At 39.6% G+C, this 14729-nt stretch carries 11 protein-coding genes; 1 reads left to right on the top strand and 10 read right to left on the bottom strand.

Going from position 1 to position 14729, the window contains the following annotated elements; genetic code table 11:
- Positions 1-51: 51 nt before the first annotated feature.
- The 10 genes from ffh to FC85_RS11100 all read right to left on the bottom strand — a co-directional run bounded on the left by ffh (position 52) and on the right by FC85_RS11100 (position 13862).
- Positions 52-1485 carry a signal recognition particle protein gene (gene ffh, locus FC85_RS11145; RefSeq protein ID WP_057865609.1) on the bottom strand — a complete coding sequence of 478 codons (1434 nt, stop codon included), beginning with the start codon at positions 1483-1485 and terminating at the stop codon, positions 52-54.
- 13 nt (positions 1486-1498) lie between these two features.
- Positions 1499-1840 (bottom strand): putative DNA-binding protein, encoded by a 342-nt coding sequence (locus tag FC85_RS11140; protein ID WP_057865608.1) that lies wholly within the window; start codon positions 1838-1840, stop codon positions 1499-1501.
- A 286-nt stretch (positions 1841-2126) separates the two neighbouring features.
- The gene (ftsY, locus tag FC85_RS11135; protein ID WP_057865607.1) at positions 2127-3620 is read right to left on the bottom strand and encodes a signal recognition particle-docking protein FtsY; all 1494 of its coding nucleotides are present in this window, start codon (positions 3618-3620) and stop codon (positions 2127-2129) included.
- A 2-nt stretch (positions 3621-3622) separates the two neighbouring features.
- Complete coding sequence (gene smc, locus FC85_RS11130) at positions 3623-7174, bottom strand: chromosome segregation protein SMC (RefSeq protein ID WP_057865606.1); 3552 nt, start codon at positions 7172-7174, stop codon at positions 3623-3625.
- 14 nt (positions 7175-7188) lie between these two features.
- Positions 7189-7878: a ribonuclease III gene (gene rnc, locus FC85_RS11125; RefSeq protein WP_083485125.1), complete on the bottom strand. Its 690-nt coding sequence runs from the start codon at positions 7876-7878 to the stop codon at positions 7189-7191.
- 86 nt (positions 7879-7964) lie between these two features.
- Positions 7965-8207, bottom strand: coding sequence for an acyl carrier protein (gene acpP / locus FC85_RS11120; protein WP_057865604.1), 243 nt, complete (start codon positions 8205-8207; stop codon positions 7965-7967).
- Between the two features lie 50 nt (positions 8208-8257).
- Positions 8258-9301, bottom strand: coding sequence for a phosphate acyltransferase PlsX (gene plsX / locus FC85_RS11115; protein WP_057865603.1), 1044 nt, complete (start codon positions 9299-9301; stop codon positions 8258-8260).
- A gap of 124 nt (positions 9302-9425) precedes the next feature.
- Entirely contained in the window at positions 9426-11456 is a 2031-nt protein-coding gene (gene recG / locus FC85_RS11110) for an ATP-dependent DNA helicase RecG (protein ID WP_057865602.1), read from the bottom strand.
- Between the two features lie 286 nt (positions 11457-11742).
- Positions 11743-13464: a DAK2 domain-containing protein gene (locus tag FC85_RS11105; RefSeq protein WP_057865601.1), complete on the bottom strand. Its 1722-nt coding sequence runs from the start codon at positions 13462-13464 to the stop codon at positions 11743-11745.
- A gap of 35 nt (positions 13465-13499) precedes the next feature.
- The gene (locus FC85_RS11100; protein ID WP_057865600.1) at positions 13500-13862 is read right to left on the bottom strand and encodes an Asp23/Gls24 family envelope stress response protein; all 363 of its coding nucleotides are present in this window, start codon (positions 13860-13862) and stop codon (positions 13500-13502) included.
- 236 nt (positions 13863-14098) lie between these two features.
- Here FC85_RS11100 and rpmB point away from each other — a divergent pair, with 236 nt between their 5' ends.
- Positions 14099-14284: a 50S ribosomal protein L28 gene (gene rpmB / locus FC85_RS11095; RefSeq protein WP_008856832.1), complete on the top strand. Its 186-nt coding sequence runs from the start codon at positions 14099-14101 to the stop codon at positions 14282-14284.
- The last annotated feature ends 445 nt before the right edge of the window (positions 14285-14729 follow it).

The raw sequence follows: 14729 nt of genomic DNA, 5'->3' as shown, positions 1-14729 counted from the left end.
ACTATCATATAAAAATCATTAAACGTCTAAGTTGTCGTGAACTCGATTTGATTACCGTTTTTTCCGTTTCTTGGCACGGCGTCGTTTATTCTTTTTCATCTTCCGACTAAATTGCTTCATTGCCAACTTGGATAATTTGCCACCCATCCCTGTCGACTGCATTACATTTTCCATACCGGACATATTACCTTTAGAAACTTTATTCATCATTGTCTTCATCTGACCAAATTGTTTGATCATCCGGTTTACTTCCTGAACCGGCCGACCAGATCCACGAGAAATTCGCCTACGTCTTGACGGATTTAACACATCGGGGTCAGTTCGTTCTTGTTCAGTCATTGAATAAATGATCGCCTTGATATGCTCGATGTCCTTTGGATCCATATTGACATTCTGAAGGGCCGGGTTGTTGGCCATTCCCGGAATCATCTTCATTATTTCATCCAAGGGTCCCATTTTTTGAATTTGACTCATTTGGTCTAAAAAGTCATTGAAATCAAAAGTGTTTTCTTTAATCTTTTCGGATAACTCGGCAGCCTGCTTTTGATCATATTCTTTCTGGGTCTTTTCAATCAGGGAAAGCATATCCCCCATCCCAAGGATTCGAGATGCCATTCGATCAGGATGAAAGACGTCCAAATCAGACATTTTTTCACCTTGACCAACAAACTTAATTGGTTTACCAGTCACTGCTCTGATTGATAGGGCAGCACCACCACGGGTATCACCATCAAGCTTTGTCAAAACAACTCCGGTAACGTCCAATGTTTCATCAAACCCTTGGGCAGTTGCAACAGCATTTTGACCGGTCATTGCATCAATCACTAACAAAATTTCATCAGGATTGACTGCCTTCTTAATATCACTTAATTCGCCCATTAACTTTTCATCAATTTGCAGACGACCAGCCGTATCAATAATAACATAATCATTATGATTTTCTTGTGCCTGAGCTAATCCACGCTTGGCAATTTCAACCGGATCAACATCAGTTCCTAGTTGAAATACCGGAACATCAACTTGCTGACCAACCGTTTGCAACTGCTCAATGGCAGCCGGTCGATACACATCATCAGCAATTAACAGCGGCCGGGCATTCTGCTCGTTCTTTAACTTTAAAGCTAACTTTCCAACAGTCGTCGTTTTTCCGGCACCTTGTAGTCCGGACATCATGATAACTGTTGGAATTTTCTCTGATTTATTGAGTGGGACAGCCTCGTCCCCCATCATCTTGGTTAATTCTTCATCAACAATTTTAACAATTTGTTGAGATGGATTTAACCCTTCTAACACTTTTGCACCAGTTGCGCGTTGTTCAACCGTCTTGACAAATTGGCGAACCACTTGGAAATTAACATCGGCTTCAAGAAGCGCCAATCTAATTTCACGCATTGTCTCGCGCAGATCAGACTGGGAAACCTTCCCTTTGCCCCGTAATTTCTTCATGGCATTTTGCAATCGTTCAGTTAATCCTTCAAAAGCCATTATTCCACCACTTTCATTCTTCTTCACTTGTTTCAAGACTACTAATCATTTGATTGAGCTTCTGATCCTTTGGATAATTATCCTTCACATAGGCCTGAATCTTATCTAGTTTATGATTTCGATCTACAAAACTGTGATACAAATCCAGTTTGCTTTCATATTGCTGTAAAATTTTTTCGGATCTGCGAATATTATCATAAACTGCTTGGCGACTAACATCATATTCCTCGGCAATTTCACCTAGCGAAAAATCATCGGCATAATATAGTTGAATATAATTCGCCTGCTTTTTAGTTAACAACGGTTCATAAAATTCAAATAAAGAATTAATATAATTATTTTTTTCAAGTTCCATCCTGAAACTCCTTTAGCCATATGAATACGTTCTCTAGATTACCGATTTTTCAGATGGTAGTCAATGTCAACTATCATTTATTCAATCGCAATTAAGTTCGAGATAAGACAAGGTGGGCCAAAAAGCGATTAGATTTCAAAGTGCCCATGGGTAAGCCGAACATTTCAATTCGAAGATTTGGCTTATTCGTTTATCCACCTAAAATCTACTTTTTGGCCCACCAACTTTTAAAAGCATATCTTTCATTTTGCGAAATAACATCATGAAATAACATCATGAAATAACATCATTCAGAAATTAATCCCTTAAATAAACCATATACAAAGTCATTTGGATCAAACGGCTTTAAGTCGGTCACCTTTTCACCCAAACCAACATATTTGACGGGCAAATGAAGTTCACTGCGAATCGCCAAAACAATACCACCCTTAGCGGTACCATCAAGCTTGGTTAATACAATACCGGTGACATCTGTTGCCTCTTTAAACATTTTTGCTTGCGTCATCGCATTCTGACCGGTGGTGGCATCCAGAACCAGCAAAACTTCATGTGGCGCCTCAGGAATTTCTCTGGTCAGAATTTTTTTCATCTTACTGAGCTCGTTCATCAGGTTAACTTTGTTCTGAAGTCGACCAGCTGTGTCTACCATCAAAATATCATAACTTTCATCGCGAGCCTTCTTAACAGCATCAAAAACAACTGATGATGGATCACTCTTGGGCTTACCCTTAACAATATCAACACCATCGCGTTCTGCCCAAACATTTAATTGCTCAATGGCCCCAGCCCGAAAAGTGTCGGCAGCCGCGAGAACAACTTTTTTGCCCTGGTCTTTATACATCTTTGCCATTTTACCAATCGTGGTTGTCTTGCCGACACCGTTAACACCAACCATTAGGATGACGGTTGGTCCGCTTTTAGCCATGTTAATGCTTGCATTTTCGCCATTACCAGCAGCATCATACATGTCAATTAATTTTTTAACAATAACGTTTTGAACATCTTTAGACTTCTTAGCGTTTTGCAATTTAACCTCTTCACGGAGTTCATCCGTAATTCGGATAGCTGAGTCAAAGCCGACATCTGATTCAATTAACATATCTTCCAAATCATCAAAGAATGATTCATCAACATGTCGAAAATTTGCTAACAGGGCGTTTAATTTTGCGCCAAATGAAGAACGCGATTTTTCTAATCCACGCTCATAAGATTGGGTTGAGGTAGTCTCACTTGACGCCTCTTCATCATCTAAGCGATGTTTTTCAGCGGGAGATGCTGCCTCATCCACCGTTGGCAATGTGCGTTGCACTTTCTCGTCAGTCTTTTTTTGCTCGTCATCTTGACTAGCTGGTACTGATTCGGGATGATCACGCGACGACTCTTTAGCCACTAATTGATCAGGCTCACCTGGTTGGCTTTTCTCAGCAGCTTTAGTTGACTCATTCTGATTAGATCCAATTTCCAGTTTTACCTCAGAAGAAGCCTGTGAGACATTATCACTTGAATTGCGATCATCAACCTGAGAAACCGATCGATTGGCCGATTCCTGTGAGTCATTCGTTGGTGCCTCCACTTGTCGCTGTTTACTGGTTTGACTCTGTTTATCACCTGTATCTTCCTGGCTTGCCTGGGTTACCTTTTCAGTATCTCCAATTGTTTTATTCGATTCAGTTTCAGCAGAAGATCGTTTGGATGATTTTTGTGTTTCTTGTTGCTGTTCTTTTTCTTGTTTCTTTTCGTTTTTCTTTGAACGACGCTTGAATATATCAAAGAGCCCCATATTTAACTCACCTCTGTTTTTAAATTATCTAAGTTAACAGTGACAACTTTAGAAACGCCAGATTCCTGCATTGTAATTCCATACAACTGATCGGCATAAATCATAGTTTCTTTACGATGGGTAATCACAATAAACTGAGTGTCATCCCCAAAACGTTTCAGATACTTAGCAAAACGATCAGCGTTAAAGGGGTCCAAAGCCGCCTCAGCCTCATCAAGGATGCAAAACGGGACTGGCCGAACTTTAATGATTGCAAATAAGAGCGTAATCGCCGTTAATGCTTTCTCACCACCAGACAAAAGACTTAAACTTCGATAATTTTTGCCAGGCGGCTTAACCATAATTTCAACCCCACTAGTTAACATATCGGCTGGATCAGTTAAAACAAGCTTTGCCTCACCACCACCAAACATGTCAACAAACACTGTTGAAAACGTTTCGGCAACCTCTGAAAACGCCTTGGAGAATTTTTGATTAATCGTGGTATCCATATCACTCATCGTTGCCGTTAGATGATTTTTAGCATCAATCAAATCTTGACGCTGTTGCGATAGAAAATCATAACGCTTCGAAACTTCCTTAAATTCTTGGATTGCCGACACATTTACTGAACCAATTTCAGCAATCCCCATTTGGAGAACTTTTATCTGCCGTTCAACGTCTGAGGAATCCAAATCAAGTTTTAACTGCTCCAATGCATCCCTATCAATTTGATGCTTTGTCTTTAATTCTACCAAATTAGTTTGAAGTTGCTGCTCATGATCCCGATATTGATCGCGATCAACCGTCAACTCGTAAGTCGCATGATTAAGATTTTCACGTTGATCATTGAGCTGCCGATCAACAAGATCAAGTTGTTGCTCATCCGTAGCAACTTGTTGCTTTGTCGCGGTCAACTGTTGATTTAACTTTATTTGCGTATCCATTAATTGCTTAATTTTTAGCTTCAAAGTCTCGGTTGCTTTTTGATTGCCAAGTTGTTTGCTCAATTTTTCAATCTCGCATCGCTGCTTTTGTTGATCAGCTTTCAGCATATCAATTTGGCCTCTTAGTTCAACTTCTTTTTCTTTAGACTGTTTTAACTTCTGACGCGTCACAATTAGCGTTTTTTGGATCGTTTGTTTTTGAACCGCATATTGGGAAGCCAGTTCCTTAACATGGTTTAGCTGATCACGCTTTTGCGACACCTGTGAAGCCGTTTCGTCCAATTGATGTTGAATGCTGTCAGCTTGTGATTCTAAAGTTGCATCATCTGCAGAAGCCGTATCTCGTAGTGAATTCGATAATGACAGTTTAAGCGTATCGACTTCCCGTTGTTGATTGTTAAAAGATGTCTCTAATTTGGCAAGATCAGCTTGTCGGCTGCTTAATGTTTGGCTAACCTGGAATTTCTTTTGTTTACCACGCTCCAAAGAAGCTTTAATGTCAGAAAGCGCCTGCTTAGCAACAGAAAGATCACTTTCTCTTTTCTTTAGACGCTGTGCCATTTCCTGGGTCGCCTTCTGCAAAGATATTAACTCAGTCTTTTGAACAAGGACGCCCTCATTCTCGGTCCGATTGGCACCACCCGTCAGCGAACCGCCTGCATTCACAATTTGGCCATCCAAAGTAACTACTCTGGTACGGTGTTGGATCTTTTGACTGATTAGAATTGCATTATCTAATTGATCGGCAATAATCGTTCTTCCCAACAGAAATTTCTTGATCGAGGTCATCTTTGCCGGCATTGAAACCAAATCGGCTGCTATCCCAATATATCCAGTCATCTCGGAAGCTAACTGCACAAGTTGATTTGATAACGTTCGCGCCGAAATCACCGAAATAGGTAATAGTGTCACTCTTCCCAGCCGCTTACGGGTTAACAACTGAATGGCTGTTGAAGCGGCCGAATTGTCTTGAACAATGACATGTTGAGACTGACTACCTAGTGCAATATCAATTGCTTTAACAAATTTGGGCTCGATATCCAGGTAATCAGCAACTGGGCCAATAACTCCGGATATTTCATTTCGGTACTTTAAAAGATTAGCAACTCCGCGATAAAAGCTGCGATAAGAATCATGAAGAGATTGCAGGGAATTTAACTTAGCCTTGGCCTGCTCGGCAACCTTCAACGCCGTCAGCCAATTTGCTTGAGAATGGTCTGTTGTCGATTGCTTAGCTGATAAAGTAGCCGTAAGCTCCGTCAACTGTTGATTGATATCAGCCAGGTCAACTTGTGTTTTTGAAATTTCTTTTTTCTTTTCAACAATCTGCTCTTTAGTCTTTGTTAAATGGTCGCTAGCTAAATCAATGCGCTGATGACGAGAACGCAGCTGCTCGCTCAATCGTTGATTGTCATGCTCATTCAAATTGATTTGATTTTTTACAGATGTCTGCTTCTGAAGCAAATCAACATAATGATTTCGAAGCGTCTCGATCTTTTTTTCAAGTGCACCCGGATTATTTTGCCTTTCCTTTTGAATCAACTCATCGAACTGTTGCTGATGAATTGTTAGCGTTTCTGCCAATTTTTGCTGATCATCCGCTGAGTGGTTTAATCTTAACTGTAAGTCCTTTATTTGCTGCTTATTTGAGTTGATATGCTGGTTAATGCGCGTAAAATCCGCACTTTTATAATCATGAGCCTGCTCAGACAATTGATGTTGGCTTTTAAGCGTTTGGACCTGCTGAGTCAAATCCAACAATTTTTGATTCGTTTTTTCAATTAATGACCTCTGTTGGCTAATAGTGGCCTTTAATTGTGCCCGCGATTGTTCACGTTTATGGATTTGGGCAGATAACCGATCAACAATTTGCTCCTTCTGATCAACAGTTTGACGTAATTGATCAGTATCAGTAATGAGACGAGTCGCTGTAATGATCAGTTGTTTTTTCTTAAGCCTCTGGAGCTTTTTAGTCTGATCCAAATAATCGGTAGCTAAGCTGCTTTGTTCTTCAAGCGGATCTAGCCGTTTCTTGATTTCATGAATAATATCGTCAACGCGATTAAGGTTATCAACAGTTTGATCAATTTCCTTTTGAGCGGTTAACTTATGCTGCTTGTATTTATAAACGCCGGCAACATTTTCGATAATCGAACGTCGCTCAATAGGTTTGCTATTAAAAATATTTTCAACGTTCCCTTGCGAAATAATCGAAAGAGACCCCTGACCAATCCCCGTATCCATAAATAAATCTGTAATATCTTTTAAACGACATTGATTTTCGTTAATGTAGTATGAACTATCACCATTTCGAAAGAGCTTTCGAGAAATTTTGAGTTCTGAATAGGGCGTCTTAATAAATTGATCTGTATTATCAAGCGTTAAAGTAACACTAGCCATATTCAAAGAACGCCGATCAGTAGAGCCGGAAAAAATAACGTCCGGCATCCGTGATCCGCGTAGATTCTTAGCAGACTGCTCCCCAAGCACCCAACGAATTGATTCAGCAATATTGCTTTTTCCACTTCCATTAGGGCCAACAATTCCCGTCATTCCAGCTGGAAAATTGATTCGAGTCTTATCTGCAAATGATTTAAAGCCAATAATTTCAATGGATTTCAGTTGCACAATGTTTCTCCAATCTAAACTAAATTATCTCCGGCTGTGTCATAGTGGGTAAGTGCTTGTTGAGCCGCCCTTTGTTCCGCACCCTTCTTAGAATGACCAATACCAACACCAAACAATTTGCCGCCAATTGACACATTAACCTTAAATGAACGGTCGTTGTCCGGGCCATACTCGTCAACTAATTCGTAATCAATATCGACGGGGCCATCAGCTTGGGCTAATTCTTGGAGTTCAGTTTTATGATCAAAAAACTCAGCGAACATCCCTTCATCCAACTTAGGAAAAATAACCTGCTGAACAAAAGCTTCAACTGTTTTTTTACCCTGATCCAGATATAATGCGCCAACAAACGATTCAAAAATATCGCATAAGAGGGAGTCCCGTTTGCGAGCACCGGCTTTTTCTTCACCCCGGCCCAAACGAATATATTTATCAAAATGGCATTCACGGGCAAATGTGCTAAAACTCTGCTCATTAACCATTGCTGCCCTTAAGCGGGTTAGTCGACCTTGGGGCAACTTAGGGTAGCGAACAAAAATATATTCCGAAACAATTAATTGCAAAACCGCGTCACCTAAAAATTCGAGTCGTTCATAAAATTTGAGACCCTCACCCTTATGTTCGTTAACATAAGATGCCTGTGTAAATGCTTCATCCAACAAATCCTGATTGTCTACATGAATGTTAAAATCCTGCTTCAACATCTCATTTAAACCTGCTATCAAATTAATGCCTCCATAAATTAATGGTTCTTTTCCTATTTCAAAACACCTCATCAGGCATCTTAAAATTACTTTTGATTATTCATTACAAAATCAACTGCTTCGTCAATCGTATTTAGCTTCTCAGCGTCTTCGTCTGAAATTTCGGCATTAAACGTATCTTCCAAATCCAAAACAAACTCAACGAAATCAATTGAATCTGCATCTAAATCCTTTTTAAAATTTAAATTGCCGGTAATTTTTGCACGGTCAACATCAAATTGGTCAGCTACCAAATCGGCAATCTTGTTAAAAACTTCTTCTTTGCTCATTTTCTACACCTATTTCATTTATTAGTTAACATAACATTTATTATATCAAATTATCGGTTACTTTTAATACTGTCTTTAATTTGCTGTAATTCCTCAGCATGGTCAGTCACATAGTCATTTAATTGTGGGATCATTTTAGAATCAATGATGTCCTTAATTTGCCCAATCGTGTTCTTAACAGTTGGCGCTTTACTGGCACCGTGAGTCTTAACAACTGGGGCCTTGACGCCTAGCAAAACAGCCCCACCGTACTTTGAATAATCCATTGAGCTGGCAATATCTCCAAAGGTACTTTTTAGCATAACCGCACCCATTTTTGATTTAACACCACCCGACATGATACTCCCTTTAATCAATTTAAGCATGGAAAGTGCCGTTCCTTCAATACTTTTAAGAACGGCATTGCCAGTAAACCCGTCAGTGACAACAACGTCAGCGACACCATTTAAGAGTTCACGAGATTCAACATTGCCAATAAAATTAAGATCTTTATCAGCCGCTAGTAAGTCATGGACTTTGCGGTGATTCATATCTCCTTTGTCGGCTTCGGTTCCGTTATTAAGCAAGCCAATCCGTGGCTGATCAATTTTTAAAACATTTTGCGCGTAATACTTTCCCATCAGCGCATATTGATATATGTTCAACACCTTCGTATCCGCATTGGCACCCACATCAATCATGACAAAGTTTTTATGATCCTGATTATTAATAACGGGCAAAGTAGTGGTTAACCCAGGCCGATCAATCCCTTTAATCCGGCCAACAATGAATAATCCGGCCGCTAAAATTGCACCTGTATTACCAGCGGAGAAAAAGGCATCTGCCGTCCCTTCCTTAACAGCCGTAGCGGCCAAGACAATACTGGACTGCTTTTTTGTCCGAACAGCTTTAACCGGTTCATCCCCCATCTCAATAACCTCATCAGCTTGAACAACTTGAATTCTGGTATCGTTGTGTAGGTATTTCTTAATTTGGTCAGTTCGGCCGAACAATTGAAAGGTAATATCCGGATAGGCATCCCTCGCCAATTCAATCCCTTCAATAATTTCTTTAGGGGCAAAGTCGCCGCCCATAGCGTCAACAGCAATTTTCATAATGAAATCGTTCCTTTCCTGATTAGATATCACGATGATACAATGTAAGATTCTAATAACACTCGCTCTGAATTATTGGCAGAATTTAATCAATTTAAATTGGATTAATCATTAACCTTTCCGCCTAATCAGTTGTTATTGTTTGATTAAATTTTAAATACTGTGCTAATTGTACATTTTCTGGCTTTTTTTGCCAATTTCGATCAATGGCAATTTCCCGAGCCTCTTGATTCGCAACCGTTAGGATATTCAAGTCACCAACCGGATCAGCAACTTTAAAATCCGGCATCCCTGATTGTTTAAGCCCAGTAATATCGCCCTGACCACGCAATTCTAAATCTTTTTGTGATAAAAAGAAGCCGTCAGTGCTACTGGCAATAGCTTTCATTCGTTTTTTGCCAATTTCGTTTTTGGGATCAGCAATCAAAATACAATAAGACTGAGTTGATCCTCGGCCAACTCGTCCCCGTAGTTGATGCAGTTGAGCTAATCCAAAATGATCGGCATCAAAAATTAACATCGTATTGGCGTTGGCAACATCGACACCAACTTCAATAACCGTTGTGGCCACTAAAACCTGAAACTGATTATTTTTGAAATCAACCATTGCCTGATCCTTTTCATCGTTGGACATGCGCCCGTGCAATAAGCCAACCGAAAAATTCGGTTCAAAGATTGCCTTAAACCGTTCATATATGGCAACTGCATTTTTCATATCAACTGCTTCAGATTCTTCAATCAAGGGAGTTACAACATAAATCTGATTGCCACTTTGAAGTTGTTTTTTGACAAATCTAATGGCAGCCTCCGTTTTAGCTGACGTGATCCAAGAAGTCTTAATTGGCTTACGACCCTTTGGCAGCTCATTAATAATTGAAACATCCATATCACCGTACATAGTAATGGCCAACGTTCTGGGAATTGGCGTTGCCGTCATTGCCAACATATTAGTGCTGGTTCCTTTCTTGCGCAGTGCTTGACGTTGATGAACACCAAATCGATGCTGCTCATCGATGACCGCCAATCCTAAATTGTCGTAAGTCACCTGATCTTGGAACAATGCATGTGTCCCAACAATTAGATTAACCTCCCCATCTTTAATCCTCGGCAACATTGCTCTTCTTGCAACAGCTGATGTATCTCCAGTTAACAGAGCAATGTTAACGTTAAATTTTGCAAACATTTTGGCAAAATTATTTGCATGTTGTTCAGCAAGAATCTCAGTTGGCGCCATAATAGCTGCCTGCTTGTGTGCACTAATTGTGGCCAAGATTGCAATCGCTGAAACAACGGTTTTGCCACTCCCAACATCACCTTGGAGCAATCGGTTCATTGCCAGAGGCTGTTGCAAATCAGTCAAAATTTCATGGGAAACTTTATTTTGAGAATCGGTTAGCTGAAAGGACAATTGATCCTTAAATGACTGAATCAGCTGAGGATTATACTTGATCTGCGCTTGTGGATCTTCCTGCCGCCGAGTGACTTTCAAAATTTGAATTTTCATGGCAAACAAAAAGAACTCCATAAATTTTGCAGTTCGAAATGCTTTTTTAGCCGCAATCGGTGACTCTGGAAAATGAATGTTTTGAATCGTATCATGAAAGCTTTCCAATCGGTACTTTTTTCGTAACGAAGTTGGAACAATATCAACCAATTGACCACCATAAGCTTCAAAAGCTAATTTAATTAAATGTTTGATCGTTGCCTGTTTAACTTCTTTGTTGACTGGATAGATTGAATCATAAGCATCGTTTTGATCCTGACTCAAAATCTTCATTCCTTGGATTTGATTTCGCGATTGATTAAAAGTCCCAAAAACAATGACCTCAGATTCAAGAGATAACTGGCGCTTTAACCAGGGTTGATTAAAAAATGTCACATTGTAAATATCGTCATTGATTTTTAACCGAAAACTGAGTCGGCTACGTTTACGGCCAAAGAAAACAACCGTGGGCGCCGTAATGACGATGCCTTTAACCGTTACCCTTTCGCCGTCTAGAGCTGTTGACAAGTCTTTGAGTGACAGATCATCATAACGTCGGGGAAAATAAGTTAGCAAATCGTTAATCGTGTCAATTCCCAGTTTATTCAGTGCAATCTGCCGTCTTTGACCAACACCTTTAAGTACCGATACCGGATCGCTAAGACTACTCATTTTTAACCCCCATCTTTTATAAAATATAAAAAGGAGGCTGAGACAAAAGTAATTTTGCCCAGTCCCTTTTAGTGTGATCACGCTTATTAGCAAGTAGAAACATAGTAAGTAAGGCAACCCTTTCGTTCCACTCTTCTTTTTTTAATAACAACGATTGCTGAATTAAAACAAACACCAAAACCAATTTTAAGGAAAGTTAATCACTCATGTATTAAGATATTGGTTTTCTTAAACCGATGATTCTGAGTCTTATTTCTCCAGCTTGATTCAACTTGTTTTGCCTATTTTATTCAACAGAAATTAAGAACGGATAAACGGGCTGATCCCCTTCATGGACTTCAACTTCAAGGTCATTATCGATATCTGTAATTCCCTTTTGAACCTGATCAGCCAGTTTTTCGTCAGCACCATCACCCCAAATAATTGTGATGGCCTCACTATCATCATCGAGCATTGTTTTAACCATTGAAATTGCAGTTGCGACCAAATCGTTATCAACGGTTTTAATTGTTCCATCAGCAATTCCCATATATTGGCCTTTTTTAATTTGGAGTCCGTCAATATTTGAATCACGAATGGCAGTAGTTACCTGTCCAGATTTAACCGTTGGCAAATTATCTTCCATGGCTTTTTGATTATCAGTTAACGAATCCTCGGGATTATATCCCAGCATAGCAGTAATTCCCTGAGAAATTGTTTTTGAATGAACAATGACTGTTGGAATATCAACCACTTGTGCGGCTTGTTCAGCAGCCAAAAAGATATTTTTATTGTTAGGCAAAATGATGGCTTGCTTAGCATGGGTGTTCTTAATGGCGTTTGCAATATCCTCCGTACTTGGATTCATTGTTTGACCCCCATTAACAATATAGTTAACACCTAAGCTATTAAAGAGTTCATTAAGCCCCTTACCAGAAGAAACAGAAATAATCGCCGTATCTGAAATTGGCTGCTGGGTATTTAAATTCTCGGCTTTCTCAATTGGTGTGGCGGCATCTGAGCTCTCGCCTTCATCCTCATCGCCTTCAATAATTGTCTCTTGCTGCAGTCGCATATTATCCACTTTAACTGTCGCAAGATCACCGAATTCTTGTCCCCAGGCTAATACTTTGCCGGGATGCTCAGTGTGAACGTGAACTTTAACAATATCTTCATCATTGACAACTAATAACGAATCTCCAAGCTTTGCCAAATAATCATAGAAAGTTTGATAATCAAACTTACGGTCAACTTCCTTACCCTTGCCGATTCGAACCATAATTTGAGTACAGTAGCCGTAAACAATGTCATCAGGATTTAGCTTACTTTGGACACTTTGATGATGAGCGGCATCGATCATTTCAGTCATTTCGGCATCATTAGGTTGATATGAATCTTTTTGTGCTTCATCACGACCATTTAAAACATCATCAAATGCTTCTAATACGAACACCAGTCCCTGGCCACCGGAATCCACGACACCAACCTGTTTCAGGACAGGTAATAAATCAGGTGTCTTTTGAAGGGCGGTCTTTGAATTATTAAAAATGGCATCCATCACAGCAATGACATCGTTAGTTGTAGCTGCGGCTTTCTTGCCAGCTTGGGCAGCCATTCGAACAACTGTCAAAATTGTTCCTTCAGTTGGTTTCATCACTGACTTATAAGCGGTTTCGGTACCAGCCACAAAGGCATCGGAAAGATCCTGTGCGCTCAGACTCGCCTTGCCAGCCGTTGACTTTGAAAAGCCACGAAAAATCTGCGACAAGATGACACCAGAGTTACCTCGGGCACCCATTAAAAGCCCCTTGGCTAATGACCCTGCCAAGTCGCCAACATCCGAACTGGTATCCTTGTTAACATACTTATAACCACTAGCCAGTGACAAACTCATATTGGTTCCGGTGTCACCATCTGGTACCGGGAAAACATTCAGTGAATTAATAAAATCAGTATTTTTATTTAATTTATTAGCTGCAGCTTGAACCATTGCCGTAAATTCAGCGTTGGTAATTTTTGTTACTTTCAACTACTTTTCCTCCTTGGTCAATTTACAGTAATTAGTTAGTCATTTTGAACCTGAACACCCTGAACAATTACATTGACCGAATTTGCGGTGACGCCAAGCATGCTTTGAAGATTGTACTTCACTTTTGATTGGACATTCTTTGAAACTTCAGAAATCTTATTCCCATAACTGACAATAATATAGACATTGATGACAATTTCATTGTCACGCTGCTTAACCTCAACGCCCTTAAAGTAATTTTCTCGATTTAAAATATCGTTCATATTGTCGCGAAGTTGATTTCGGCTTGCCATACCAACAACACCGTAATTATCAGTTGCGGCACCACCAACAATATTTGCAATGACATCATTGTCAATATCAACTGTACCAAACTTCGTCTTAATTTTGACGGCCATGTGTTAACAGCCTCCTTGAATTTTATCTAAAATGGTCTATTTTATTATTAACGATAGTTAATATTACCACAAACCCCTAAAAAACCAAAGTAAACTTAATGTGTTCAAACAATCCTGTCAAGTATAATTACTTGAAAGAAAAGTGTTGCAATATCAGGGTAACTATGATAAATTATTCAAGTGTAATGATTCAGACATTTAACACTAAAATTGCAAAGAAGGGAGATTTGTTATCCATGGCTAAAGATTTTATTAATGGTAAACGGACTCACTTTGGTAACAAACGTTCACACGCATTGAACTCAAGTCGTCGTAGCTGGAAGCCAAACTTGCAAAAAGTTCGGATCCTAGTTGACGGAAAACCAAAGAAAGTTTGGATTTCAGCCCGGACTCTTAAATCAGGTAAAGTTACTCGGGTATAATTGCTTAATTGGATCGATGAGATGTCGGTCTTTTTTTGTACGCTCAATTCTGACTGATAAAAAAGCTGAGCATCAGCCAACACGACCAAATTGGTGGCCAATTGCCGTTATTCCAGAAACTCATCATCGCCCCCTAATTCCGATAGCAGCGTCTACCATCTTCAATAAAGCCAAAACGATGAGAGTGAGACGAAAGGCGGTTACGCTCTGGAAGTTGTCTTTCTTCCCACATTTTTACTCGGTAATAATTGTGCTCGTGCAAAAAAGCTGGGACATAAGTCAATAAAAATAGTTACTTTTCAAAAATCCCGTAAAATCAGTTTTCAAAAAAAACTGATTTTACGGGATTTTTACTTTGAAGTTAAGACGCCATAATACAAATTTGGACTATTGTCCCAGCCACTTTCTGTTTTAAATTAAATTAGCCACATACCGTAATCCCACA

It is taken from the genome of Lentilactobacillus diolivorans DSM 14421 (assembly GCF_001434255.1).
In the GTDB taxonomy this organism is placed as follows: Bacteria; Bacillota; Bacilli; order Lactobacillales; family Lactobacillaceae; genus Lentilactobacillus; species Lentilactobacillus diolivorans.
The sequence above is the reverse complement of the archived record's forward strand: the minus strand, read 5'-3'. Positions and strand labels throughout refer to the sequence as shown.

Excerpts from the sequence above, each read along its gene's own strand:
- ftsY (WP_057865607.1), bottom strand. The coding sequence starts at position 3,620 with ATGGGGCTCTTTGATATATTCAAGCGTCGTTCAAAGAAAAACGAAAAG.
- recG (WP_057865602.1), bottom strand. The coding sequence starts at position 11,456 with ATGAGTAGTCTTAGCGATCCGGTATCGGTACTTAAAGGTGTTGGTCAA.
- rnc (WP_083485125.1), bottom strand. The coding sequence starts at position 7,878 with ATGTTGAAGCAGGATTTTAACATTCATGTAGACAATCAGGATTTGTTG.
- FC85_RS11140 (WP_057865608.1), bottom strand. The coding sequence starts at position 1,840 with ATGGAACTTGAAAAAAATAATTATATTAATTCTTTATTTGAATTTTAT.
- acpP (WP_057865604.1), bottom strand. The coding sequence starts at position 8,207 with ATGAGCAAAGAAGAAGTTTTTAACAAGATTGCCGATTTGGTAGCTGAC.
- ffh (WP_057865609.1), bottom strand. The coding sequence starts at position 1,485 with ATGGCTTTTGAAGGATTAACTGAACGATTGCAAAATGCCATGAAGAAA.
- rpmB (WP_008856832.1), top strand. The coding sequence starts at position 14,099 with ATGGCTAAAGATTTTATTAATGGTAAACGGACTCACTTTGGTAACAAA.
- plsX (WP_057865603.1), bottom strand. The coding sequence starts at position 9,301 with ATGAAAATTGCTGTTGACGCTATGGGCGGCGACTTTGCCCCTAAAGAA.
- FC85_RS11100 (WP_057865600.1), bottom strand. The coding sequence starts at position 13,862 with ATGGCCGTCAAAATTAAGACGAAGTTTGGTACAGTTGATATTGACAAT.